Raw genomic sequence first — 23,529 nt, 5'->3', positions numbered from 1 at the left:
GCCTACTTACTCGAACCAGTGGGCTCGGGCGGCCATGATCAACTTGCCGGCACGATCATCGTCAATGCCGTCGATGTCGAGCAGATCATCAATAGACTGCTCGGCCAGGTCTTCGCGGGTAATTACGCCGCGCACCGCCAGTTCCATCGCCAAATCCTTGTCCATACCCTCAAGCGAGAGCAGGTCTTCGGCCGGATGGGCGTCTGCCAGCTTTTCCTCTGTAGCGATGGCTTTGGTCAACAGGCGATCCTTGGCACGAGCGCGAAGCTCGTTGACGATGTCCTCGTCAAAGCCGTCGATGTTGAGCATTTCTTCCAACGGTACGTAGGCAATCTCTTCCAGGCTGGTGAAGCCTTCATCAACCAGCACCTGTGCCAGCTCTTCGTCGACTTCCAGCTCGTCGATGAAGTTGCGCAGGATGTCGCCGGTTTCTGCTTGCTGCTTAGCCTGGATGTCCGATTCGGTCATCACGTTCAGGGTCCAGCCAGTCAGCTGGCTGGCCAAACGTACGTTCTGACCACCACGACCAATGGCCTGAGCCAGATTGTCAGCGCCGACAGCGATGTCCATTGCATGGGCATCCTCGTCGACAATGATCGCCGCCACTTCAGCTGGGGACATCGCGTTGATCACGAACTGCGCAGGGTTGTCATCCCACAGGACGATATCCACACGCTCACCGCCCAATTCACCCGATACCGCCTGGACGCGCGAACCGCGCATACCGATGCAGGCACCTTGTGGGTCGATGCGTTTGTCCTTGGAGCGGACCGCAATCTTGGCGCGCGAACCCGGGTCACGGGACGCAGCCATCACTTCGATCAGGCCTTCGGCAATTTCCGGCACTTCGATGCGGAACAGTTCGATCAGCATTTCCGGCGCTGTACGCGACAGGATCAGCTGCGGACCGCGGTTCTCGGTGCGGATTTCCTTGAGCAGGGCGCGCAGGCGCACACCTACCCGGAAAGTTTCGCGAGAAATGATGTCCTCGCGGGCCAGCAGGGCTTCGGCGTTGTTGCCAAGGTCCACGATGACGTTGTCACGGGTAACCTTCTTAACAGTACCGGAGATGATCTCGCCCAGGCGCTCGCGATAGGCGTCAACCACTTGGGCGCGCTCTGCTTCACGAACTTTCTGGACGATCACCTGCTTGGCAGTCTGTGCTGCAATGCGACCGAATTCGATCGATTCGATCTTCTCTTCGATCACGTCGCCGGCGACGGCGCCCGGCTTCTTGGCCTGGGCCTGGTCAACGGCCAGCTCGATCGCCGGGTCGTCCAGGTCTTCATCCTCGACCACTGCCCAGCGACGGAAAGTTTCATAGGCACCGGTGTGGCGGTTGATTTCCACACGCAGGTCCACTTCATCTTCGAAGCGCTTCTTGGTAGCGGTTGCCAGAGCAATCTCCAGCGCTTCGAATATTACGCCGGCCGGTACACCCTTTTCGTTGGATACCGACTCAACAACCAGCAGTACTTCTTTGCTCATCGTACGCCTCGCCTTTCGCAAGCCATTGGATCCGCGGGATCCGCAGTATCTGGCACGTCTCAGTCAAAACTGGGAATAATGTTGGCCTTGTCGATCATATCGATCGGCAGCAGGAACTCATGGTCATCAACCTGCACCACGACGTCCTGCTCCTCCACCCCGCGGAGAAGGCCCTGAAAGTTGCGACGCCCTTCAAAGGGAGAGCGCAGCTTGATCTTCACTTGGTCCCCGGCATACTTGGCGAACTGTTCAAGGGTGAACAGCGGGCGTTCCATGCCAGGAGAAGAGACTTCAAGGGTGTACTCGACAGCGATAGGGTCTTCAACATCAAGCACCCCGCTGACCTGACGACTGACAATGGCGCAGTCATCCACCAGCACACCGCCTTCTTTGTCGATATAAATGCGCAACATTGAGTGACGGCCTTGAGCCGAGAACTCGATACCCCAGCATTCATAGCCTAGGGCCACGACCACCGGGGCCAGCAAGGCCTGCAACTGTTCTAGCTTGCTCGACACCTGAACCCCCTCGTGCATGCTTATGCAAATAAAAAATGGGCGAAGCGCCCATCCCTGAAACGCCGTTGAATACCGGCGCTATGATCTTTTCAGCTAACAAAAAGCCCCTGTAAAAGGGGCTCCAGTAAAACTGGTTGCGGGAGCTGGATTTGAACCAACGACCTTCGGGTTATGAGCCCGACGAGCTACCAGACTGCTCCATCCCGCGACAAAGCTGGGGCAAAAGTATACGTCTGATACCCTTTTGGGTCAATCGCACACTTCCACCGACAAGAAAGCCCGCTGTTGCGGGCTCTCCTGAATAAATGGTACCGAGAAGGGGACTCGAACCCCTACACCCTATGGGCACAACCACCTCAAGGTTGCGTGTCTACCAATTCCACCACCTCGGCAATACTACGTTTGAAACCCTTTTACTTCTGCTCTTGAGCGGGAGGTACGTCAGTGGAATTCACATCAGTCTTTTGCTCTTGAAGCACCGGTACATCATCTGAGGCCGGCTTTTGCTTTGGCGCTTCAACTGCTGCCGGAGTGGGTAACCCTACTTGAGTCAGCTGGTGAGCCTTCTCTTTAGCAAAGTATCCTAACCCCAAGCTGGTTATGAAGAAACCTGCGGCAAGTATAGCAGTAAACTTACTAAGAAAGGTAGAGGAACCTTGGCTTCCGAACACAGTATTTGATGCACCTGCTCCGAAAGACGCGCCAGCGTCCGCACCTTTACCCTGCTGCAGCAAAACCAGGGCAACTACACCCAGGGCAGCCAGCAGATGAAACACGACTACGACTGTTTCCAGCATCTTCTCAGTTTCCCGCGGCGCGACAGATCGCACCGAACTCATCTGCATTCAAGGAGGCTCCACCAATGAGCCCCCCATCGATATCCGGCATGCCGAACAGCTCAGCCGCATTGGCCGCCTTCACGCTGCCGCCGTATAGAAGCCGCACACCTTGCGCGACTTCAGAATTCTCTGTTGCCAGTTGAGCACGAATGGCTGCGTGCACATCCTGCGCCTGCTCTGGCGTTGCCGTCAGACCAGTGCCGATGGCCCATACAGGCTCATAAGCGATCACTGCGTTGGCGAAGGCACCGATGCCCAGGGCATCAATGACACTGCTCAGCTGGCGCCCTACCACTTCCAGGGTCTTGCCGGCTTCGCGCTCTGCCAGGGTCTCGCCGATGCAGAGCACCGGAACCAGGCCACCTGCCTGAGCCGCCTCGAACTTGCGAACCAGCACTTCGTCCTGCTCGCCGATGATCTGGCGGCGTTCGGAGTGACCGATCAACACAAGCTTGCAACCGGCATCAGCCAACTGAGTCGACGAAACCTCGCCGGTCAGGGCGCCTTGCCCGGTTTGCGTTGCGCAGTTCTGCGCACCTACTTCAATCGATGCACCTTGCAGGCCGTCGATCACTCGTTCGACGTGCAGGGCGGGTGGAAATACCACCACATCAACACCGCCAGGCAGGGCCTCATCTACAAGGCCCTTGAGCAGCTCAGCGACGCTGGCGCGGGTACCGTGCATTTTCCAGTTACCAGCTACCATAGGGCGACGCATGCTGTACCTCGTCGGTCAAAGTGGGCGCAGATGTTACCCAACGAAGCGACTACTGGCAAGCCGTATCAAGCGCAAACTTCACTAACGACCTTCGCGAGCTCTTCGGCATAGCCGTGCACGGTCTTTTCGTCGTCGCCTTCGACCATCACCCGTACCAGCGGCTCGGTGCCGGATTTGCGCAGCAACACGCGCCCGCGACCGGCCATGGCGTGGGTCACGCGCTCGCACGCCTGCTGCACCGAAGGGTGCTCGATGGGGTTCACGTCGCCACCGGCGAAACGCACGTTGAGCAGCACCTGCGGGCACTTGCGCAGGCCATGGCGGGCGTGGGCCAGGGTTTCGTCACGACGCTTGAGCGACAACAGCACCTGCAGCGCGGCGATGATCGCGTCACCCGTGGTGGTGTGCTGGCAGCAGACGATGTGGCCGGAGTTCTCGCCACCCAGTTGCCATTCACGCTCCTTGAGCTCGGCCATCACGTAGCGGTCGCCGACGTTGGCGCGGGTGAACGGAATCGACAGCTCTTCCAGGGCCAGCTCCAGGCCCAGGTTGCTCATCAGCGTGCCGACCACGCCGCCATGCAGCTTGCCGCGCTCGTGCAGGTCGCGGGCGATGATGAACAGCAGCTCGTCACCGTCGACGATGGCGCCCGTGTGGTCGACCATCAGCACGCGGTCGCCGTCGCCGTCGAAGGCGATGCCCAGGTCGGCGTGGCCGACCAGCACGGCGGCCTGCAGGGCCTCCATGTGGGTGGAGCCGCAGTTGTCGTTGATGTTCAGGCCATCGGGCGCTGCCGACAGCACGGTGACCTGGGCGCCCAGCTCGCGGAACACGTTGGGGGCAACCTTGTAGGTGGCACCGTGGGCACAGTCGATCACCAGCTTCAGGCCGGCGAAGTCGGTGCTGGTGGGCACGCTGCTCTTGCAGAACTCGATGTAGCGGCCGGCGGCGTCGTTGATGCGCGACACCTTGCCCAGCTTGCTCGACTCGGCGACGGTCATCGGCGCGTCCAGCAGCTCCTCGATCATCAACTCGATCTCGTCGGGCAGCTTGGTGCCCTGGCCCGAGAAGAACTTGATGCCATTGTCGTCATGGGGGTTGTGCGAGGCACTGATGACGATGCCGGCTTCGGCGTGGAAGGTGCGGGTCAGGTAGGCGATGGCCGGTGTCGGCATCGGGCCCAGCAGCATCACGTCGGCGCCAGCGGCCGACAAGCCGGCTTCCAGGGCCGATTCGAACATGTAGCCGGAGATGCGCGTGTCCTTGCCGACCAGTACGCGGCAGGCGCCCATCTTGCGGAAGGCCATGCCGGCGGCCCAGCCCAGCTTGAGCATGAAGTCAGGCGTAATGGGGTATTCCCCGACACGACCGCGGATGCCGTCGGTGCCAAAATATTTTCTGCTCATGTGTGCTCCGTCATTCTTATTCAGCGGTTTCTACCGCTGTGATCATGCGTACGACGTCGGCGGTTTCCGCCACGTCGTGCACGCGAAGGATCCTTGCGCCCTTGAACATGGCCAGCGCTGCCAGCGCCAGGCTGCCGTAGAGGCGTTCAGACACCGGCCGGCCCAACGCCAGGCCCACGATGCTCTTGCGCGACACACCCACCAACAGGGGCCGCCCAAGGGCTTCCAGGGCCTGCATGTGCTTGAACAGGCTGAGATTGTGCTCGTGGGTCTTGGCAAAGCCGAAGCCCGGGTCGAGGATGATGCGCTCGGCCGGGATACCCGCCGCCGCACAAGCCTGCATACGCTCGTCGAGGAACTGGGTCACCTCGCCCACCAGGTCATGGTAGTGAGGGTCGTCCTGCATGTTGCCGGGCTCGCCCAGCATGTGCATCAGGCACACCGGCAGGCCGGTGGCGGCCGCGGCATCCAGGGCGCCGTCACGCTGCAGCGAGCGCACGTCGTTGATCAGCCCGGCGCCTACCCGCGCCGTCTCGCGCATGACGGCAGGCGTGGAGGTGTCCACCGAGATGATCACGTCGATTTCCCGGGCGATGGCTTCCACCACCGGCGCCACGCGCTCCAGCTCTTCGAGCGGGGTGACCACGCGCGCACCGGGCCGGGTGGACTCGCCACCGACGTCGATCAGCGTGGCCCCGGCCGCCACCATGGCTTCGGCGTGGCGCAGGGCCACGTCGAGCTGGTTGAACCGGCCGCCATCGGAGAAGGAATCGGGGGTGACATTGAGGATACCCATGACATGGGTACGGCTTAAATCAAGAACCCGGTTGCCGCAAGGCAACCGGGTTGGGTACTGCTGTGAAGTCATGTCAGGCCTTAGTGTTGAGCTGCAGGACCGCCGATCGGGCTCTCGGGACGGTCGTCCCGCGGCACTGGGGTGCCGGTAGAGCCTGAGCCGCCCGACCAGTCACGCGGTTCGCGCGGCGTGCGGCCAGCCATGATGTCGTCGATCTGATCGGCATCGATGGTCTCGTACTTCATCAAGGCGTCCGCCATGGCGTCCAGCTTGTCGCGGTTATCGGTGAGGATCTGCTTCGCCGTGCCGTAGCACTGGTCGATGATGCTGCGCACTTCCAGGTCGATCATCTTCGCGGTTTCACCCGAGACGCTGGAGTTGGCACCGCCGCCGCCACGACCCAGGAAGCCCTGGTCTTCGTCTTCGGCGTACAGCAATGGGCCCAGCTTCTCGGACAGGCCCCACTTGGTGACCATGTTCCGGGCAATCTGGCTGGCACGCATGATGTCGTTGGACGCGCCGGTGGTGACACCGTCGAAGCCCAGGGTCATTTCCTCGGCGATACGGCCGCCGTACAGCGAGCAGATCTGGCTGATCAGCGCACGCTTGGACAGGCTGTAGCGGTCTTCCTCGGGAAGGAACATGGTCACGCCAAGCGCGCGGCCACGGGGAATGATCGACACTTTGTAGACCGGGTCGTGCTCGGGCACGATACGGCCGACGATGGCGTGACCGGCTTCATGGTACGCAGTGTTCTGTTTCTCTTTCTCGGACATGACCATGGTCTTGCGCTCGGCGCCCATCATGATCTTGTCTTTCGCCAGCTCGAATTCCTTCATCTCGACGATGCGCTTGCCATTGCGGGCAGCGAACAGCGAGGCCTCGTTGACCAGGTTGGCGAGGTCCGCACCGGAGAAGCCAGGGGTGCCACGGGCAATGACCGCCGGGTTGACGTCGTCACCCAGTGGCGCCTTGCGCATGTGTACCTTGAGGATCTGCTCGCGGCCGCGGATGTCCGGCAGGCCAACCACCACCTGGCGGTCGAAACGACCTGGACGCAGCAGCGCAGGGTCGAGCACGTCCGGACGGTTGGTCGCGGCGATGACGATGATGCCGTCATTCATCTCGAAGCCGTCCATCTCCACCAGCAACTGGTTGAGGGTCTGTTCACGCTCGTCGTGACCGCCACCCATGCCGGCGCCACGATGGCGACCCACGGCGTCGATCTCGTCGATGAAGATGATGCAGGGTGCGTGCTTCTTGGCCTGCTCGAACATGTCGCGCACACGGCTGGCACCGACACCCACGAACATTTCCACGAAGTCCGAACCGGAAATGGTGAAGAACGGCACCTTGGCTTCGCCCGCGATGGCCTTGGCCAGCAGGGTCTTACCGGTACCTGGAGGGCCGACCATCAGCACGCCGCGCGGGATACGACCGCCCAGGCGCTGGAACTTGCCCGGGTCGCGCAGGAACTCGACCAGCTCGCCCACTTCTTCCTTGGCTTCGTCGCAACCGGCGACGTCGGCCAACGTAGTCTTGACCTGGTCTTCGGACAGCAGGCGCGCCTTGCTCTTGCCGAAGCTCATCGGCCCGCCCTTGCCGCCCGCACCGCCCTGCATCTGGCGCATGAAGAACATGAACACCGCGATGATCACCAGGATCGGGAAGCTCGCCACCAGCAGTTGAGTCCAGATGCTCTGCTGCTCGGGCTGCTTGCCTTCGATGGCCACGTGGTTGTCGACCAGGTCGCCGATCAGGCCGTTGTCGGCAATGTTCGGACGAATGGTCTTGAAGCTGTCGCCATCATTGCGCTTGCCGGTGATGACCACGCCGTCAACGGTAATTTTCTCGACCTTGCCATCCTTGACCTGCTGGATGAAGTCGGAATAGTTGAGGGTCTGAGGCTCATTGGGGCTGGAGAAGTTGTTCATCACCGTCACCAGCACGGCCGCAATGATCAACCACAGGATCAGATTCTTTGCCATATCGTTCAATTCGCTACCCTCTGAAGCCTGCTACCCGCAACCCGCGCAGGCGTGCTTCGCATGATAATCACCGGCTTAACTTACTACATAACCTGTTTGTCTGCAGGTGCCGTCTGTAACCCTTTGTGAAAACTAGACTACACGATGTCGATCCCGGCCACGCAGTCCATCCGATTGGAAAAAACTATGGGCTACCTCGACACCTGCCCGGCGCAGGCCTTACTCGCCCTTGTAACCACGCCCCAGCATGTACTGTTCGCGGGAACGGTCACGCGAGGAGTCGGGCTTGAGCATGATCACCTTGTCGAACTTCTTGCGGGCGTCCTTGAGGTATTGATCGAACCCTTCGCCCTGGAAAATCTTGATCACGAAATCGCCGCCAGGCTTGAGCACGCGGGTCGCCAGGTCAAGCGCCAGCTCGCACAGGAACATCGCCTTGGGCATGTCCACTTCGGGCGTACCACTCATATTGGGGGCCATATCCGAAATCACAAGGTCCACGTGCGAATTACCCACGGCCTCGAGAATCTGCGCCAGCACCTCGTCCTCGGTGAAGTCACCCTGTATGAAGGTCACGTCCGGGATGCTGTCCATTTCCAGGATGTCGGAGGCGATGAGGCGGCCCTGGCCACCAATCAGACGACTGGTCACCTGCGACCAGCCACCAGGCGCTGCGCCCAGGTCGATCACGCTCATGCCGGGACGGATCAGGCGGTACTTTTCCTGGATTTCAAGCAGTTTGTAGCTCGCTCGCGAGCGATAACCGTCCTTTTGCGCCTTTTTGACGTAAGGATCGTTGAAATGTTCTTTCAGCCAACCAAGGCTTGTCTTGGAACGCGCCATTGGGCACCTCGATGATAAGGGTCGTGATTAATTGGGCGGATCCACGGGCCCTCGGGTAAAATGGCCGCCATTTTTGCAAAATCCAAACTAAGGGTCAGATTATGCCGCTCACTAACGAGCAGAAGAAACAGTACAAATCCATTGGCCACGATCTGAAACCAGTTCTGATTGTGGCAGGCAATGGCCTGACTGAAGGAGTTCTGGAAGAACTCGAACGCGCACTCGTCGACCACGAATTGATCAAGGTCGAGATTCGCTCCGAAGATCGTGAAGCCCGTGCCGCGACCATTGCCGAGCTGTGCAAGGCTGGCCGCGCCGAGCTGGTGCAGACCATCGGCAAGAAAGCGCTGATCTATCGCCGCAACCCACAGCCGAACAAGCAGCTGTCGAACATCCATCGCTACAAGTGATGTTCGCGACGGTCAGTGGCGCGCCTGGCGCGCCCTGGCCGGCACCGGTTGCAACACCAGCGCCAGGCCGCAGAGGCCCAGCGCCAGGTAACAGAATATCTGCCACCGCAGCGGGTCGAGCGCCCCGACGGTCACCACGCCGTACAACGCGGCGGCCATCAGGGCCATGGACAGCAACTGTCCACGCGAGTCACGCCACAGGGCCGCAAAGCCCAGGCCACTGATCAGCACCAGCGCCTGCAATACCACACAGAACGCACAGAAACCCACCAGCAGCGCGGTCATTTGCGCGCCCACGTCCTGAATGAGCACCGGCGCCAACCCGATGTGGGTCAGCGCCGGCATCACGCCCAGTTGCAGGAACCACAGGCCGCCCACCCAGAGTACCTGGGCAAGCTGCCAGATGATCGCGCCCGCCATGAACGGGCGACGTTTTTCAAATGTGGCTGACTTCGACAATCTCGTACTCGATAACGCCGCCAGGCGTCTTGACCACCACCACGTCGCCTTCCTGCTTGGCAATCAGGGCGCGCGCGATCGGCGAGCCGACCGAGATCTTGCCCAGCTTGATGTCGGCTTCGTCTTCACCGACGATCTGGTACTTGACCCGCTCGTCGGTCTCGACGTTGGCGATCTCGACGGTCGTGCCGAAGATCACCTTGCCGGTAGGCTCGATGGTGGTGACGTCGATGACCACGGCGTTCTGCAGGCGGCCTTCGATGTCACGGATGCGCGCCTCGACCATGCCCTGCTGTTCGCGGGCAGCGTGGTACTCGGCGTTTTCCTTGAGGTCACCCAGTTCACGGGCAGTGCCGATGTCCTGGCTGAGCTTGGGGCGCACGACCTTGGTCAGGTGGGCATGCTCTTCCTCCAGGGCGCGAGCGCCCTGGACGGTCATGGGGTATTTATTCATGCATTCAATCCTGCGTGAAGATCCTGCAAGCGACGCACGGTCTTTTCCGGACCGAACTTCAGCGCTTCGCAGATCGCTTCGCCAGCAGCAATGGTCGTGGTGCAGTAGATCTTGTGCTGCAGCGCGTTGCGACGGATGGAGTAGGAGTCAGCGATCGACTGACGGCCTTCGGTGGTGTTGATGATCAGGGTGACTTCGTCGTTCTTGATCATGTCGACCACGTGCGGGCGACCTTCGGTCACTTTGTTCACACGGCGTACTTTCAGGCCGGCTTCTTCGATGACGCGCGCGGTGCCAGCGGTGGCAACCACTTCGAAGCCCAGGGCGATCAGGTCGCGGGCAACGCCGGCCACCAGTGGCTTGTCGTCGTCACGCACGCTGATGAACGCGGTGCCGCCGGTAGGCAGCACTTCGCTGGCGCCCATCTGGGCCTTGGCGAAGGCTTCGCCGAAGGTGTCGCCGACACCCATGACTTCACCGGTGGACTTCATCTCTGGGCCCAGGATCGGGTCTACGCCAGGGAATTTGGCGAACGGGAAGACCGCCTCTTTCACGCTGTAGAAGTTAGGAATGATTTCCTTGGTGAAGCCCAGCTCTTTCAGGGTTTTACCAGCCATCACGCGGGCAGCGATCATGGCCAGGGAAGTGCCGATGCACTTGGACACGAACGGTACGGTACGCGAGGCGCGCGGGTTGACTTCGATCACGTAGATCTTGTCGCCCTGCAGGGCCAGCTGCACGTTCATCAAGCCGACCACGCCCAGTTCCAGGGCCATCTTCTTGACCTGCTCGCGCACTTCGTCCTGCACGTGGGCAGGCAGCGAGTACGGCGGCAGCGAGCACGCGGAGTCACCGGAGTGGACGCCGGCTTGCTCGATGTGCTGCATGATCGCGCCGATCACCACGTCGGTGCCGTCGCAGACCGCGTCCACGTCCATCTCGATGGCGCAGTTGAGGAAGTGGTCCAGCAGCACCGGGCTGTCGTTGGACACTTGCACCGCTTCGCGCAGGTAGCGTTTCAGCTCGTCCAGTTCGTAGACGATTTCCATCGCACGGCCGCCCAGTACGTAGGACGGGCGCACCACCAGCGGGTAGCCGATGGCGCCGGCAGCGCGGATGGCTTCTTCTTCGCTGCGCACAGTGGCGTTTGGCGGCTGCAGCAGGTTCAGGCGCTGGACCATCTGCTGGAAGCGCTCGCGGTCTTCGGCGCGGTCGATGGCGTCAGGGCTGGTGCCGATGATCGGCACGCCGGCTTCTTCCAGGGCACGAGCCAGTTTCAGCGGGGTCTGGCCGCCGTACTGGACGATCACGCCTTTCGGCTTCTCGACGCGTACCACTTCCAGCACGTCTTCCAGGGTCAGCGGCTCGAAGTACAGGCGGTCGGAGGTGTCGTAGTCGGTGGACACGGTTTCCGGGTTGCAGTTGACCATGATGGTTTCGTAACCATCGGCACGCAGCGCCAGGGCCGCGTGTACGCAGCAGTAGTCGAACTCGATGCCTTGGCCGATACGGTTCGGGCCACCGCCCAGGATCATGATCTTGTCGCGGGTCGACGGGTTGGCCTCGCACTCTTCCTCGTACGTGGAGTACAGGTAGGCGGTGTCGGTGGCGAACTCGGCGGCGCAGGTGTCAACGCGCTTGTAGACCGGGAAGATCTCCAGCTTGTGGCGGTGACGACGCAGGTTCTTGTCGGTAACACCCAGCAGCTTGGCCAGGCGCTGGTCCGAGAAGCCCTTGCGCTTGAGTTTCAGCATCAGGGCCTTGTCGATGTCGGCCAGGCCCAGGGTCTTGACGCGCTCTTCGTCCTTGATCAGGTCTTCGATCTGCACCAGGAACCAGTGGTCGATGGCGGTCAGGGCGAAGATTTCGTCACAGGTCATGCCCGAACGGAAGGCGTCGGCCACGTACCAGATGCGCTCGGCGCCCGGCACGGTCAGTTCGCGCTTCAGAATGCTGTGGAACTCGGGGTTGCTTGGCTCGACTTTCGGGTCCAGGCCGCAAACGCCCACTTCCAGGCCGCGCAGGGCTTTCTGCAGGGATTCCTGGAAGGTACGGCCGATGGCCATGACTTCACCGACAGATTTCATCTGGGTGGTCAGGCGGGCATCGGCTTTCGGGAATTTCTCGAAGGCGAAGCGTGGCAGCTTGGTGACGACGTAGTCGATGGACGGCTCGAAGGACGCTGGGGTCTTGCCGCCGGTGATGTCGTTCTGCAGTTCGTCCAGGGTGTAGCCAACAGCCAGCTTGGCCGCGACCTTGGCAATCGGGAAGCCGGTGGCTTTCGAGGCCAGTGCCGAGGAACGCGATACACGCGGGTTCATCTCGATCACGACCATGCGGCCAGTGTTCGGGCAGATACCGAACTGCACGTTCGAACCGCCGGTTTCCACGCCGATCTCGCGCAGCACCGCCAGGGAGGCGTTACGCAGGATCTGGTATTCCTTGTCGGTCAGGGTCTGTGCAGGGGCAACGGTGATCGAGTCACCGGTGTGCACGCCCATCGGATCGAAGTTCTCGATGGAGCAGACGATGATGCAGTTGTCCTTTTTGTCGCGGACCACTTCCATCTCGTACTCTTTCCAACCGATCAGCGATTCGTCGATCAGCAGTTCCTTGGTCGGCGACAGATCCAGACCACGGGCGCAGATTTCTTCGAATTCTTCACGGTTGTAGGCGATACCACCACCGGTGCCGCCCATGGTGAACGATGGACGGATGATGCACGGGAAGCCCAGGGTCTCGAGGACCGCGTTGGCTTCTTCCATGGAGTGGGCGATGCCGGAACGCGGGCACGCCAGGCCGATGGCCTTCATGGCCTTGTCGAAACGCGAACGGTCTTCAGCCTTGTCGATGGTATCGGCGTTGGCACCGATCATTTCCACGCCGAACTTTTCCAGCACGCCTTCGCGTTCCAGGTCCAGGGCGCAGTTCAGGGCGGTCTGGCCACCCATGGTTGGCAGCACGGCGTCCGGACGCTCTTTCTCGATGATCTTGGCAACGGTCTGCCACTTGATCGGCTCGATGTAGGTGGCGTCGGCCATGTCCGGGTCGGTCATGATGGTGGCCGGGTTGGAGTTCACCAGGATGACGCGGTAGCCCTCTTCGCGCAGGGCCTTGCAGGCCTGGGCGCCGGAGTAGTCGAATTCACAGGCCTGGCCGATCACGATGGGGCCGGCGCCGAGAATCAGGATGCTTTTTAAGTCTGTACGTTTTGGCATGGTTGTCACTCAAATCCGCAGGTCAGTCGGCAGGCCCTGAGGCGAGCCGCCTTGAACATTCTTTGGCGGCGCCGGGCAGGCTGTCTCCGCTTGAAGCGGGGCCTGCACGGCGCGCGTTACGCTTCCAACAGCTTCACTCAGCGGCGCTTGGCCATGGCGTCGATGAAGCGGTCGAACAGCGGGGCCACGTCGTTCGGGCCTGGGCTGGCTTCAGGGTGGCCCTGGAAGCTGAACGCGCTCTTGTCGGTGCGCTCGATGCCCTGCAGGGTACCGTCGAACAGCGACTTGTGGATCGCCCGCACGTTGCTCGGCAGGGTCGCCTCGTCAACGGCAAAACCGTGGTTCTGGCTGGTGATCATCACGACGCCGGTGTCCAGGTCCTGGACCGGGTGGTTGGCACCGTGGTGGCCGTGGCCCATCTTCACGGTCTGGGCGCCGGAGGCCAGGGCCAGCAGCTGGTGACCCAGGCAGATGCCAAACACCGGGATCTCGGTTTCCAGCACTTCCTTGATGGCCTGGATAGCGTAGTCGCATGGCGCGGGGTCGCCCGGGCCGTTGGACAGGAACACGCCGTCAGGGTTGAGGGCCAGCACGTCGGCGGCAGGGGTCTGTGCCGGTACCACGGTCAGGCGGCAACCGCGCTCTACCAGCATGCGCAGGATGTTCAGCTTGACGCCGTAGTCGTAGGCAACCACGTGGTACGGCAGTTCGCTGTCGGCGATTTCCGGGTGGCTGTCGGTGGCCAGGTTCCAGACGCTGGAGCGCCACTGGTAGGCTTGCTTGGTGGTCACTTCCTTGGCCAGGTCCATGCCTTTCAGGCCTGGGAAGGCGCGAGCGGCGGCGATGGCGGCTTCTTCGGAAATGTTGTCACCGGCCATGATGCAGCCGTTCTGGGCGCCTTTTTCACGCAGGATGCGGGTCAGGCGACGGGTGTCGATACCGGCGATGGCAACGACGTTGTTGGCCTTCAGGTATTCGTCCAGGGGCTGGGTGTTGCGCCAGTTGCTGGCAACCAGTGGCAGGTCACGGATGACCAGGCCGGCGGACCAGACGCGGTTCGACTCGGCGTCTTCGGCGGTGGTGCCGGTGTTGCCGATGTGCGGGTAGGTCAGGGTAACGATTTGCTGGGCATAGGAAGGATCGGTAAGGATTTCCTGATAGCCGGTCATTGCGGTGTTGAACACCACCTCACCGACAGTCTGGCCGTCGGCGCCAATGGCTTCACCGCGAAAAATGCTGCCATCAGCAAGGGCAAGTATGGCTGGCTTAGTCAAGAAGACCTCCCGTAAATAAAACCTGAAAGGGCGATCGCAGGTTGTAAAAAAGCGGAATGACGTATAGACACGTCACCCCGCTTCTTCATCGAATTATCTGCGCGCTTTTAGTGGACACACTAAAGCTGTAGCTTACAGAAAAATGATTTTTTTATCTACCGCCAATGAGCCTGAAAGGCAGAGGAATGCGACAAGGAATCGCGTGGCGGGGTTAAAACGGGGTCTGGAGCCGTAATTGTACGTGGGAGCAGGCCTGCCAGCGAGCTTTTTCGCCCCCGGCAACCCCGTCGACCGCACCACGGTGCGGCGACGGGACGCAGGCCTTGTGGGAGCTGGCTTGCCAGCGAGCTGTTGATACCCCCAAAAACTCGCTGGCAAGCCAGCTCCCACAATCGATCAATGCAGGTCGAGCACGTCCTGCATGTCGTACAGCCCGGCAGCCTTGCCATCCAGCCACAGGGCAGCACGCACGGCGCCCTTGGCGAAGGTCATGCGGCTGGAGGCCTTGTGGGTGATCTCCAGGCGCTCGCCTTCGGCGGCGAACAGCACGGTGTGGTCGCCCACCACGTCGCCGCCACGCACGGTGGCGAAGCCGATGGTGTCGCGCTCACGCACGCCGGTGTGGCCTTCACGGCCATAGACCGCCACCTTGGACAGGTCGCGCCCCAGGGCCTTGGCCACCACTTCACCCATGCTCACGGCCGTGCCCGAAGGCGCGTCGACCTTGTTGCGGTGGTGAGCCTCGATGATCTCGATGTCGGCCTCTTCGCCCATCACCCGCGCCGCCAGGTCCAGCAGCTTGAACGACAGGTTCACGCCGACGCTGAAGTTGGAAGCGAAGACGATCGGGATGTCCTTGCCCGCCTCCACCAGCAACTGCTTCTGCTCGGCATTCAGGCCGGTGGTGCCGATGACCATGGCCTTGCCTGCCTTGCGGCAGAACGCCAGGTTCTTCAGCATCACGTCCGGCAGGGTGAAGTCGATGAGCACATCGAATTCATCCGCCACCTGCTCCAGGTTGCCGGTCAACTGCACGCCGATACGGCCCAGCGAGGCCAGCTCGCCGGCGTCGGCGCCAATCATCGTGCTGCCCGGGCGAACGATCGCCGCGGTCAGGCCGGTCAGCGGCGCGCGCTGCTGCACGGCCTCGACCAGGTTCTTGCCCATGCGCCCGGCAGCGCCCATCACCGCAATACGTCTCATGCCAGATTCCTTACAGATCGCCGAAGAAGCGCTTCACGCCTTCAAACCAGCCGCTGGCCTTGGGCGAATGCGAGCTGTCGCCTTCCAGGGTGGAGCGGAACTCTTCCAGCAGCTCGCGCTGACGGCGGCTGAGGTTGACCGGGGTTTCCACCGCCACGCGGCACATCAGGTCGCCAGCACCGCCGCCACGCACAGGGGCCACGCCCTTGCCACGCAGGCGGAACTGCTTGCCGGTCTGGGTGCCTTCGGGGATCTTCAGCTTCACGCGGCCGTCCAGGGTCGGCACTTCCAGCTCACCACCCAGGGCAGCCTCGGTGTAGCTGATCGGCACTTCGCAGTACAGGTGCTTGCCGTCGCGCTGGAAGATGTCGTGCTCGCGCACGTTGATCACCACGTACAGGTCGCCGGTCGGGCCACCCTGGGTGCCGGCCTCGCCTTCGCCCGACAGGCGGATGCGGTCACCGGTGTCGACGCCAGCCGGCACTTTCACCGACAGGGTCTTGTACTCTTCCACGCGGCCTTCGCCACGGCAGGATTCGCACGGGTCGGAAATGATCTTGCCCTGGCCATGGCAGCGCGGGCAGGTCTGCTGCACCGAGAAGAAGCCCTGCTGCATGCGCACCTGGCCGATACCGCCACAGGTTGGGCAGGTGACCGGCGCGGAGCCTTTCTTGGCGCCCGAGCCATCGCACGGCTTGCAGTTGACCAGGGTCGGCACGCGAATGCTGACCGTGGTGCCGCGCACCGCTTCTTCCAGGTTCAGTTCCAGGGTGTAGCGCAGGTCGCTGCCGCGCTGGGCGCCGCCGCGGGAGCCGCCACGGCCGCCGCCACCGAAGAAGTCGCTGAATACGTCGCCGAAGATGTCGGAGAAGTTGGCACCGCCCCCGCCAAAGCCGCCACCGCCACCCATGCTTGGGTCGACGCCGGCGTGGCCGTACTGGTCGTAGGCTGCGCGCTTGCTGGAGTCGGACAGCACTTCGTAGGCCTCGTTGGCCTCCTTGAACATGTCTTCCGACGCTTTGTCGCCCGGGTTACGGTCCGGGTGGTGCTTCATCGCCAGGCGGCGATAGGCCTTTTTCAGATCGGCTTCGCTGGAGCCGCGCTCGACCCCTAGAACCTCGTAATAGTCACGCTTTGACATAGTTCTATTGTCTCTTCAGGACGTCGGAGCGCACGAGGGCCTCCGACCGTGCCGACAGCATCCGAGTCAGTCGCATGCTGTAAAAATTCGTCTATTCCAGACACGCCAACGCGGGAGCAAGCCCCCGCGCGGCGACATCCTACCAGCGACTGCCAAAGGGCAGTCAACTGGCCGACAACAAGCAGTAATTACTTGTGGTCTTTGACTTCTTCGAACTCGGCGTCGACGACGTCGTCGTGCTTGCCGGCTTCTTCAGCAGGCTGGGCTGCCGCGCCTGCAGGCTGTTCGGCCTGTTCGGCGTACATCTTCTGGGCAACCGGCGCGCTGACTTTCGACAGCTCTTCGACCTTGGCGTCGATGGCAGCCTTGTCGTCGCCTTTGACAGCGGCTTCCAGGGCAACCACGGCCGCCTCGATAGCGGTTTTCTCTTCGGCGGTGACCTTGTCGCCCGCGTCGGTGACCATCTTGCGAGTCGAGTGCACCAGCGCGTCACCCTGGTTGCGGGCAGCGGCCAGTTCTTCGAACTTGCGGTCTTCTTCCGAGTTCGCTTCGGCGTCGCGGATCATCTGTTGAATTTCTTCGTCAGACAGGCCCGAGTTGGCCTTGATCACGATCGACTGGGTCTTGCCGGTAGCCTTGTCTTTCGCGCCTACGTGCAGGATGCCGTTGGCGTCGATGTCGAAGGTCACCTCGATCTGTGGAACACCGCGTGGGGCTGGCGGGATCTCGGACAGGTCAAACTTGCCCAGCGACTTGTTCTGCGCGGCTTGCTTGCGCTCGCCCTGCAGCACGTGGATGGTCACGGCGCTCTGGTTGTCGTCGGCAGTCGAGAACACTTGCGATTTCTTGGTAGGAATCGTGGTGTTTTTCTCGATCAGCGCAGTCATCACGCCACCCATGGTTTCGATACCCAGGGTCAGCGGGCTGACGTCCAGCAGCAGTACGTCTTTCACGTCACCGGCCAGCACGGCGCCCTGGATGGCAGCACCCATGGCAACGGCTTCGTCAGGGTTTACGTCCTTGCGAGCTTCTTTACCGAAGAAGTCGGTAACGGCTTTCTGTACCAGCGGCATACGGGTCTGGCCGCCGACCAGGATCACGTCGTTGATCGAGCCAACGTCGATACCGGCGTCTTTCAGGGCAATGCGGCAAGGCTCGATGGTGCGCTGAACCAGGTCTTCAACCAGCGATTCCAGCTTGGCACGCGAGATTTTCACGTTCAGGTGCTTAGGACCGGTGGCGTCTGCAGTGATGTACGGCAGGTTGACGTCGGTCGACTGGCTGGAGGACAGCTCGATCTTGGCTTTTTCAGCGGCTTCTTTCAGACGCTGCATGGCCAGGGGGTCGCCCTTCAGGTTCATGCCGGTTTCTTTCTTGAACTCGTCGACGAGGTAGTCGATCAGGCGGATGTCGAAGTCTTCGCCACCCAGGAAAGTGTCGCCGTTGGTAGCCAGTACTTCGAACTGGTGCTCGCCGTCGACTTCAGCGATCTCGATGACCGACACGTCGAAGGTACCGCCACCCAGGTCGTAGACGATCACGGTGTGGTCGCCCTTGGCCTTGTCCATGCCGTAGGCCAGTGCGGCTGCGGTTGGTTCGTTGATGATGCGTTTTACGTCCAGGCCGGCGATGCGACCGGCATCCTTGGTGGCCTGGCGCTGGCTGTCGTTGAAGTAGGCAGGCACGGTGATGACCGCTTCAGTCACTGCCTCGCCGAGGTAATCTTCGGCGGTTTTCTTCATTTTCTTCAGGATTTCGGCGGAAATCTGTGGCGGAGCCATTTTCTGGCCGTTCACTTCCACCCAGGCATCGCTGTTGTCAGCCTTGACGATCTTGTAAGGGACCATCTGGATGTCTTTCTGCACGACTTCTTCGTCGAAACGACGGCCGATCAGGCGCTTAACCGCGTACAGGGTGTTGTGCGGGTTGGTGACGGCCTGGCGCTTGGCCGACTGGCCAACCAGGATTTCGCCGTCGTTGGCGTAGGCGATGATCGATGGGGTGGTACGAGCGCCTTCAGCGTTCTCGATGACCTTGGCCTTGCCGTTTTCCAGAATGGAGACGCAGGAGTTGGTGGTCCCCAGGTCGATGCCGATAATCTTGCCCATGTTAACTCTCCCGAAACTTTGGATTTGGATGCCGCAGCAGTAGTGGCTGTCTGCGGTAGCACTTAAACGCTTGACATCAAAATGGGGGCCCTTGGAGGAATTTCAAGGCCACCCATTAACAGAAGTTTCACGCCTGCTCGTCGATCGATGGCGACACCGGCGCCGGGGCCTTGCTGACCACGACCATGGCCGGGCGCAACAGGCGACCGTTGAGCTGGTAGCCCTTCTGGAACACTTTCAGCACGCTGTTGGGCTCGACGTCAGCGCTTTCCTGCATGGCCATGGCCTGGTGGTGCTCGGCGTTGAACGGCTGGCCGTGCGGGTCGATGGCTTCCAGGTTGTAGCGCTTGAGGGTGTCCTCGAACATCTTCAGCGTCAGCTGCATGCCTTCGCGCATCGGGCGCAGGGCTTCGTCATCGGCGCTGCTCAGTTCAACGCCACGTTCCAGGCTGTCCATGATCGGCAGCAGGTCGGAGGCAAATTTTTCCAGGGCGAACTTGTGCGCCTTTTCCACGTCCTGGTCGGCACGGCGACGCACGTTCTGCAGGTCGGCAGCCACGCGCAGCGACTGGTCCTGGGCGGCAGCCAGCTGCTCCTCGAGGGTTTTCACCCGCGCGGCGAGGTCTTCTGCGCCAGCTTCGCCAGCCTGGTTTGCTTCGAGGTTCTGTTCGTCCAGAGTCTGTTCGTCAGCCATAAGGGTTCTCCTTTCAATTTCGTCTGCGAGCTCGACTCGCGCTTCTGCCCGCTATATGGGGTCGCAATTCTCAGCTTCAAGGGCCTTTGTGTTGCCGCGTGCACATTGGCAAATCACCGCTGGCGATTAAAAAAACCGCCAGGCAAGCCAATGGTGCTAAGCGCAGGCATTGTCAGGGCAAATAAAAACACTGTATAAATAACCAGACCTTTTTACCCAGGGAGCCGCCCCATGCTGGTGCACCTATCCGTACACAACTACGCCATCGTCGAACACCTGGACCTTGAGCTCGCACGCGGCATGAGCGTGATCACCGGCGAGACCGGCGCGGGCAAGTCCATCATGCTCGACGCGCTGGGGCTCACCCTAGGTGACCGCGCCGACAGCGGCGTAGTTCGACCGGGTGCCGACAAGGCCGACATCCTCGCCACCTTCGACCTGGGCGACATTCCCGAGGCGCGCACCTGGCTGGCCGAGCGCGACCTGGACAACAACAGCCCGTGCATCCTGCGCCGGGTCATCACCGCCGAAGGCCGTTCACGCGGCTACATCAACGGCACGCCCTGCCCGCTGGGCGACCTGAAGGCGCTGGGCGAGCTGCTGATCGATATCCACAGCCAGCACGAGCACCAGTCCCTGCTGAAAACCGACACCCACCGGCGCCTGCTGGACGAGTACGCCGGCGCCACCGACCTGGCTCGCCAGGTGCAGCTGGCCGCACAGAAATGGCGTCAGACCCGCCAGGAGCTCGACCGCCTGTCGAACTCCGGCGACGAGCAGCGCGCCCGCCACCAGTTGCTCAGCTACCAGTTGGAAGAGCTGGAAAACCTCAACCTGGGCGACAACGAGCTGGAGCTGCTGGAGCAGGAACACAAGAACCTGACCAACGCCGAGGCCCTGTTCGGCATCTGCCGCCAGGTGATCGACCATTGCAGCGAGAACGACTCGGGCAACGTGCTCAGCGCCCTCACCGCCAGCCTCAACCGCCTGACCGCGGTGCACAACGCCCCGCGCGCCCTGGGCGAGGCGGCCAGCATGCTGTCCAGCGCGCAGATCCAGGTGGAAGAAGCGGTGGGCGAACTGAACCGCTTCCTCGACCACTTCGACGCCGACCCGGCGCGCCTGCAGCAACTGGAAGAGCGCCTGGACACCATCTATACCCTGGCGCGCAAGCACCGCATCCACCCCACCGAAGTGGCGGCGCTGCAACAGAAGCTGCTGGACGAAATCGAGACGCTGAACGCCAACGACGAGGCCATCGAACGCCTGGCCGACGAAGTGAAAGCCTACGCCCGTCATTACCAGGAGCACGCCCGCGAACTCAGCGGCCTGCGCGCGCACGCCGCCACCCAGTTGGCGGCCGCAGTGGAAGTGGAAATCCAGCGCCTGGGCATGCCGGGCGGGCGCTTCACAATCGAACTGCGCCCCCATGCCGGCGACGAACTGCTGCCCCATGGCCTGGAGCAGGTAGAACTGCTGGTCAGTGCCAACCCCGGCCAGCCGCTCAAGTCCCTGGCCAAGGTGGCCTCGGGGGGCGAGCTGTCGCGCATCAGCCTGGCCATCCAGGTGATCACCGCACAAACCTCGCGGGTGCCGACCCTGGTGTTCGACGAAGTGGACGTGGGCATCGGCGGCCCTACTGCCGAGATCGTCGGCCAACTGCTGCGCCGCCTGGGCGAGCGCGGCCAGGTGCTGACCGTCACGCACTTGCCGCAGGTTGCGGCGCAAGGCCATCACCACCTGTTCGTGCACAAGCAGCGCGGCAGCGACGAAACGCGCACGGCGGTGGCCAACCTTAATAAAGGAGAGCGTGTGGAAGAGGTGGCGCGGATGCTGGGCGGCATCGACCTGACCAAGGAATCCCTGGCCCACGCGAAGAAAATGGTAGTCACCGCCCGCTGCGGCTGATGACGATAATCTCTCTGAAAACCTCTGTGGGAGCTGGCTTGCCAGCGAGCTGTTGAGGCCCCAAAAACTCGCTGGCAAGCCAGCTCCCACAACGATCTCTGCCCAGAAAGCACAAAGGCGGCCCTAAGGCCGCCTTCGTCCGTCACGCAGGTAGATTACTTCTTCTTGCGGACTTGCAGGACCAGCTTGTGGTCAACCAACTCGTAGCCGTGGCGCTCAGCGATGGTGTGTTGCAGCTTCTCGATCTCCTCGTCGACAAACTCAATCACCTCGCCAGTGTCCAGGTCGACCATGTGGTCGTGGTGGCCGCTGTCGGCCAGTTCGAACACCGCATGGCCGCCATCGAAGTTATGACGTACTACCAGCTCGGCAGCTTCGAATTGAGTCAGTACACGGTAAACCGTGGCCAGGCCCACATCTTCGCCCGCTTCCATCAGCGCCTTGTAGACATCCTCGGCACTCATGTGGCGTTGCTCTGCAGCGTCAAGCATTTGCAGGATCTTGACTCGAGGCAGGGTCACCTTGAGGCCGGCTTTTCGTAACTCGCTATTTTCAACCATGGTCAGCTTTCTCGCCGATGCTGCTTCGCAGCTTCTCTTAATGCGGGTATGATCGGGGTTTACGTTGTCCCAGCCAAGATAGTGGAAGTCGCCCACCGATGCAAAACACCAAGCACTTGCTATTCAGCCTCACCTTCGTGGGACTGCTCGCACTCGCCGGTTGTTCATTCCCCGGGGTTTACAAAATCGACATCCAGCAGGGCAATGTCGTCACGCAGGACATGATAGACCAGTTGCGCCCGGGAATGACCCGCCGGCAAGTACGGTTTATCATGGGCAACCCTCTGCTTGTCGATACGTTTCACGCCAATCGCTGGGATTACCTCTACAGTATCCAACCAGGTGGCGGCGAACGCCAGCAGGAACGGATGAGCGTTTTCTTTAACGAGAACGATCAACTGGCCAGCCTGTCGGGCGACTTCATGCCTGGCGTCAGCAAGGACCAGACCATCCTCGGCACTCCAGCCGCAGCGCCTGCTGAACCTGCCGAAAACGCGCCGCAGCCGGCCAAGGAAGCACCGGCCAAGCCGGGCTCCACCCTGGACCAGATCCAGCGCAGCGTCGACGACGTGAAAGTGGTGCCAGTGCCTACGCCAGCACCGATCGAAGCCAACCCGCAGTAAGCGGTTGGCATGACAAAAGCCCCGGCCAGTGCCGGGGCTTTTTTATTCGCCTGCGCGTAGCCTCGCAGCTTCCGCGGCCTTGGCTGCGCGCATACGTCGCACCTCCTTGGGGTCGGCGATCAGCGGACGGTACAGCTCGATGCGCTCCCCCGCCTCCACCGGGCGGGACGGGTCCGCCACCACCTTGCCGAATACACCCATGGGGCAGGCCAGTACATCCAGCCCGGGGAAGTGCGCGGCAATGCCCGAGCGCTCCACCGCTTCACGCAGCGAGCAACCCACCGGCACCTGCACGCTCAGCAGCACCTGCCGGTCCACGGCGGCAAATACTACTTCCACCTCTAGGCTTGCCTCAGCCATAGAGCTGCTTGGCGCGCTGGCAGAACGCATCGACCATGGTGTTGGCGGCCTGGTTGAACAGTGGGCCCAGGGTGGCGCGCACAATGGAGCCGGCGTAGTCGAAGGACATGTCGAGGCTGATCTTGCAGGCCTTCTCGCCCAGCGGCTTGAACACCCACAGGCCATGCAGCTGGGTGAACGGGCCTTCCTCGAGGTTCATCTCGATGGACCTGCCAGGCACCAGTACATTTCGTGTGACAAATTTCTGCGAGAGCCCGCCCTTGGCCACTTCGAGGCTGGCGCGCATCAAGGTGTCAGTGTTTTCCAAAACCGTGCTGGACGAGCACCAGGGCAGGAACTGCGGGTAGTTAGCCACATCGTTGACCAGGTCATACAAGGCCTGCGCAGGGTAAGGCAGCAAGGCCGAACGTTGGATATGAGTAGTCATGAGTGCGTCATTTCCTCCGGTGCCTATCAGTCGACAGCAACCAGGCCCAGGTGATCAAAAAAGATCGCGCATTGTCCGGGATTCACCGCACGGG

General features: G+C 61.7%; 22 protein-coding genes and 2 tRNA genes. 3 read left to right on the top strand and 21 right to left on the bottom strand.

All coding sequences use genetic code 11. The annotated features are described in order from the left end of the window. Window positions 1-6: 6 nt before the first annotated feature. The 10 genes from nusA to rlmE form a co-directional block, all read right to left on the bottom strand. Window positions 7-1,488: a transcription termination factor NusA gene (gene nusA, locus RAM80_RS21290; protein ID WP_027981880.1), complete on the bottom strand. Its 1,482-nt coding sequence runs from the start codon at window positions 1,486-1,488 to the stop codon at window positions 7-9. 59 nt (window positions 1,489-1,547) lie between these two features. Then, complete coding sequence (gene rimP, locus RAM80_RS21285) at window positions 1,548-2,006, bottom strand: ribosome maturation factor RimP (RefSeq protein WP_027981879.1); 459 nt, start codon at window positions 2,004-2,006, stop codon at window positions 1,548-1,550. A 131-nt stretch (window positions 2,007-2,137) separates the two neighbouring features. Continuing rightward, window positions 2,138-2,214 (bottom strand) — tRNA-Met (locus RAM80_RS21280). A gap of 98 nt (window positions 2,215-2,312) precedes the next feature. Next, a tRNA-Leu gene (locus RAM80_RS21275) sits at window positions 2,313-2,398 on the bottom strand. A gap of 21 nt (window positions 2,399-2,419) precedes the next feature. Further along, entirely contained in the window at window positions 2,420-2,803 is a 384-nt protein-coding gene (gene secG, locus RAM80_RS21270; RefSeq protein ID WP_416422405.1) for a preprotein translocase subunit SecG, read from the bottom strand. Between the two features lie 4 nt (window positions 2,804-2,807). Beyond that, a complete protein-coding gene (gene tpiA / locus RAM80_RS21265) occupies window positions 2,808-3,563 on the bottom strand; it encodes a triose-phosphate isomerase (protein ID WP_416422404.1) in 756 nt (251 codons plus the stop codon). A gap of 65 nt (window positions 3,564-3,628) precedes the next feature. Continuing rightward, on the bottom strand, window positions 3,629-4,969 hold the full coding sequence (gene glmM, locus RAM80_RS21260; protein WP_416422403.1) for a phosphoglucosamine mutase: 1,341 nt from the start codon (window positions 4,967-4,969) through the stop codon (window positions 3,629-3,631). 16 nt (window positions 4,970-4,985) lie between these two features. Next, on the bottom strand, window positions 4,986-5,837 hold the full coding sequence (gene folP / locus RAM80_RS21255; RefSeq protein ID WP_416422402.1) for a dihydropteroate synthase: 852 nt from the start codon (window positions 5,835-5,837) through the stop codon (window positions 4,986-4,988). An 8-nt stretch (window positions 5,838-5,845) separates the two neighbouring features. Beyond that, a complete protein-coding gene (ftsH, locus tag RAM80_RS21250) occupies window positions 5,846-7,753 on the bottom strand; it encodes an ATP-dependent zinc metalloprotease FtsH (protein ID WP_416422401.1) in 1,908 nt (635 codons plus the stop codon). Window positions 7,754-7,972: 219 nt separating this feature from the next. Beyond that, window positions 7,973-8,596, bottom strand: a complete 624-nt coding sequence (gene rlmE / locus RAM80_RS21245) for a 23S rRNA (uridine(2552)-2'-O)-methyltransferase RlmE (protein WP_416422400.1) — start codon at window positions 8,594-8,596, stop codon at window positions 7,973-7,975. A 101-nt stretch (window positions 8,597-8,697) separates the two neighbouring features. On the opposite strand from rlmE, the gene RAM80_RS21240 reads away from it, so the two are divergent. Next, window positions 8,698-9,006 (top strand): YhbY family RNA-binding protein, encoded by a 309-nt coding sequence (locus RAM80_RS21240; RefSeq protein ID WP_416422399.1) that lies wholly within the window; start codon window positions 8,698-8,700, stop codon window positions 9,004-9,006. 12 nt (window positions 9,007-9,018) lie between these two features. On the opposite strand, the gene RAM80_RS21235 is transcribed toward RAM80_RS21240, so the two are convergent. From RAM80_RS21235 to grpE, 8 genes are all read right to left on the bottom strand, one after another. Beyond that, a complete protein-coding gene (locus RAM80_RS21235) occupies window positions 9,019-9,426 on the bottom strand; it encodes an MFS transporter (protein WP_416422398.1) in 408 nt (135 codons plus the stop codon). A 16-nt stretch (window positions 9,427-9,442) separates the two neighbouring features. Beyond that, entirely contained in the window at window positions 9,443-9,919 is a 477-nt protein-coding gene (gene greA, locus RAM80_RS21230) for a transcription elongation factor GreA (RefSeq protein WP_416422397.1), read from the bottom strand. After that, the gene (gene carB, locus RAM80_RS21225; protein WP_416422396.1) at window positions 9,916-13,137 is read right to left on the bottom strand and encodes a carbamoyl-phosphate synthase large subunit; all 3,222 of its coding nucleotides are present in this window, start codon (window positions 13,135-13,137) and stop codon (window positions 9,916-9,918) included. The genes greA and carB overlap by 4 nt, the downstream gene beginning before the upstream one ends. A gap of 137 nt (window positions 13,138-13,274) precedes the next feature. Then, on the bottom strand, window positions 13,275-14,411 hold the full coding sequence (carA, locus tag RAM80_RS21220) for a glutamine-hydrolyzing carbamoyl-phosphate synthase small subunit (RefSeq protein WP_416422395.1): 1,137 nt from the start codon (window positions 14,409-14,411) through the stop codon (window positions 13,275-13,277). A 396-nt stretch (window positions 14,412-14,807) separates the two neighbouring features. Next, window positions 14,808-15,614, bottom strand: coding sequence for a 4-hydroxy-tetrahydrodipicolinate reductase (dapB, locus tag RAM80_RS21215; protein ID WP_416422394.1), 807 nt, complete (start codon window positions 15,612-15,614; stop codon window positions 14,808-14,810). Window positions 15,615-15,624: 10 nt separating this feature from the next. Continuing rightward, on the bottom strand, window positions 15,625-16,755 hold the full coding sequence (dnaJ, locus tag RAM80_RS21210; protein WP_416422393.1) for a molecular chaperone DnaJ: 1,131 nt from the start codon (window positions 16,753-16,755) through the stop codon (window positions 15,625-15,627). A gap of 188 nt (window positions 16,756-16,943) precedes the next feature. Continuing rightward, window positions 16,944-18,863, bottom strand: coding sequence for a molecular chaperone DnaK (gene dnaK / locus RAM80_RS21205; RefSeq protein WP_416422392.1), 1,920 nt, complete (start codon window positions 18,861-18,863; stop codon window positions 16,944-16,946). Window positions 18,864-18,990: 127 nt separating this feature from the next. Beyond that, on the bottom strand, window positions 18,991-19,557 hold the full coding sequence (gene grpE / locus RAM80_RS21200) for a nucleotide exchange factor GrpE (RefSeq protein ID WP_416422391.1): 567 nt from the start codon (window positions 19,555-19,557) through the stop codon (window positions 18,991-18,993). A gap of 231 nt (window positions 19,558-19,788) precedes the next feature. Between grpE and recN the strand changes: the two genes are divergently transcribed. Further along, window positions 19,789-21,465 carry a DNA repair protein RecN gene (gene recN, locus RAM80_RS21195; protein WP_416422390.1) on the top strand — a complete coding sequence of 559 codons (1,677 nt, stop codon included), beginning with the start codon at window positions 19,789-19,791 and terminating at the stop codon, window positions 21,463-21,465. Window positions 21,466-21,620: 155 nt separating this feature from the next. On the opposite strand, the gene fur is transcribed toward recN, so the two are convergent. Then, a complete protein-coding gene (gene fur, locus RAM80_RS21190) occupies window positions 21,621-22,025 on the bottom strand; it encodes a ferric iron uptake transcriptional regulator (RefSeq protein ID WP_416422389.1) in 405 nt (134 codons plus the stop codon). A gap of 98 nt (window positions 22,026-22,123) precedes the next feature. Between fur and RAM80_RS21185 the strand changes: the two genes are divergently transcribed. Beyond that, window positions 22,124-22,648, top strand: a complete 525-nt coding sequence (locus RAM80_RS21185; protein WP_416422388.1) for an outer membrane protein assembly factor BamE — start codon at window positions 22,124-22,126, stop codon at window positions 22,646-22,648. A gap of 42 nt (window positions 22,649-22,690) precedes the next feature. Here RAM80_RS21185 and RAM80_RS21180 read toward each other — a convergent pair whose 3' ends face one another. Continuing rightward, window positions 22,691-23,008 carry an RnfH family protein gene (locus tag RAM80_RS21180; protein ID WP_416422387.1) on the bottom strand — a complete coding sequence of 106 codons (318 nt, stop codon included), beginning with the start codon at window positions 23,006-23,008 and terminating at the stop codon, window positions 22,691-22,693. After that, window positions 23,001-23,435 (bottom strand): type II toxin-antitoxin system RatA family toxin, encoded by a 435-nt coding sequence (locus RAM80_RS21175; RefSeq protein WP_416422386.1) that lies wholly within the window; start codon window positions 23,433-23,435, stop codon window positions 23,001-23,003. The genes RAM80_RS21180 and RAM80_RS21175 overlap by 8 nt, the downstream gene beginning before the upstream one ends. Window positions 23,436-23,529: the final 94 nt, after the last annotated feature.

The organism is Pseudomonas sp. App30 (genome assembly GCF_047947025.1).
Classification (GTDB): Bacteria; Pseudomonadota; Gammaproteobacteria; order Pseudomonadales; family Pseudomonadaceae; genus Aquipseudomonas.
The sequence above is the reverse complement of the archived record's forward strand: the minus strand, read 5'-3'. Positions and strand labels throughout refer to the sequence as shown.

Excerpts from the sequence above, each read along its gene's own strand:
- nusA (WP_027981880.1), bottom strand. The coding sequence starts at position 1,488 with ATGAGCAAAGAAGTACTGCTGGTTGTTGAGTCGGTATCCAACGAAAAG.
- secG (WP_416422405.1), bottom strand. The coding sequence starts at position 2,803 with ATGCTGGAAACAGTCGTAGTCGTGTTTCATCTGCTGGCTGCCCTGGGT.
- tpiA (WP_416422404.1), bottom strand. The coding sequence starts at position 3,563 with ATGCGTCGCCCTATGGTAGCTGGTAACTGGAAAATGCACGGTACCCGC.
- glmM (WP_416422403.1), bottom strand. The coding sequence starts at position 4,969 with ATGAGCAGAAAATATTTTGGCACCGACGGCATCCGCGGTCGTGTCGGG.
- folP (WP_416422402.1), bottom strand. The coding sequence starts at position 5,837 with ATGACTTCACAGCAGTACCCAACCCGGTTGCCTTGCGGCAACCGGGTT.
- ftsH (WP_416422401.1), bottom strand. The coding sequence starts at position 7,753 with ATGGCAAAGAATCTGATCCTGTGGTTGATCATTGCGGCCGTGCTGGTG.
- rlmE (WP_416422400.1), bottom strand. The coding sequence starts at position 8,596 with ATGGCGCGTTCCAAGACAAGCCTTGGTTGGCTGAAAGAACATTTCAAC.
- RAM80_RS21240 (WP_416422399.1), top strand. The coding sequence starts at position 8,698 with ATGCCGCTCACTAACGAGCAGAAGAAACAGTACAAATCCATTGGCCAC.
- RAM80_RS21235 (WP_416422398.1), bottom strand. The coding sequence starts at position 9,426 with ATGGCGGGCGCGATCATCTGGCAGCTTGCCCAGGTACTCTGGGTGGGC.
- greA (WP_416422397.1), bottom strand. The coding sequence starts at position 9,919 with ATGAATAAATACCCCATGACCGTCCAGGGCGCTCGCGCCCTGGAGGAA.
- carB (WP_416422396.1), bottom strand. The coding sequence starts at position 13,137 with ATGCCAAAACGTACAGACTTAAAAAGCATCCTGATTCTCGGCGCCGGC.
- dapB (WP_416422394.1), bottom strand. The coding sequence starts at position 15,614 with ATGAGACGTATTGCGGTGATGGGCGCTGCCGGGCGCATGGGCAAGAAC.
- dnaJ (WP_416422393.1), bottom strand. The coding sequence starts at position 16,755 with ATGTCAAAGCGTGACTATTACGAGGTTCTAGGGGTCGAGCGCGGCTCC.
- dnaK (WP_416422392.1), bottom strand. The coding sequence starts at position 18,863 with ATGGGCAAGATTATCGGCATCGACCTGGGGACCACCAACTCCTGCGTC.
- grpE (WP_416422391.1), bottom strand. The coding sequence starts at position 19,557 with ATGGCTGACGAACAGACTCTGGACGAACAGAACCTCGAAGCAAACCAG.
- recN (WP_416422390.1), top strand. The coding sequence starts at position 19,789 with ATGCTGGTGCACCTATCCGTACACAACTACGCCATCGTCGAACACCTG.
- fur (WP_416422389.1), bottom strand. The coding sequence starts at position 22,025 with ATGGTTGAAAATAGCGAGTTACGAAAAGCCGGCCTCAAGGTGACCCTG.
- RAM80_RS21185 (WP_416422388.1), top strand. The coding sequence starts at position 22,124 with ATGCAAAACACCAAGCACTTGCTATTCAGCCTCACCTTCGTGGGACTG.
- RAM80_RS21180 (WP_416422387.1), bottom strand. The coding sequence starts at position 23,008 with ATGGCTGAGGCAAGCCTAGAGGTGGAAGTAGTATTTGCCGCCGTGGAC.
- RAM80_RS21175 (WP_416422386.1), bottom strand. The coding sequence starts at position 23,435 with ATGACTACTCATATCCAACGTTCGGCCTTGCTGCCTTACCCTGCGCAG.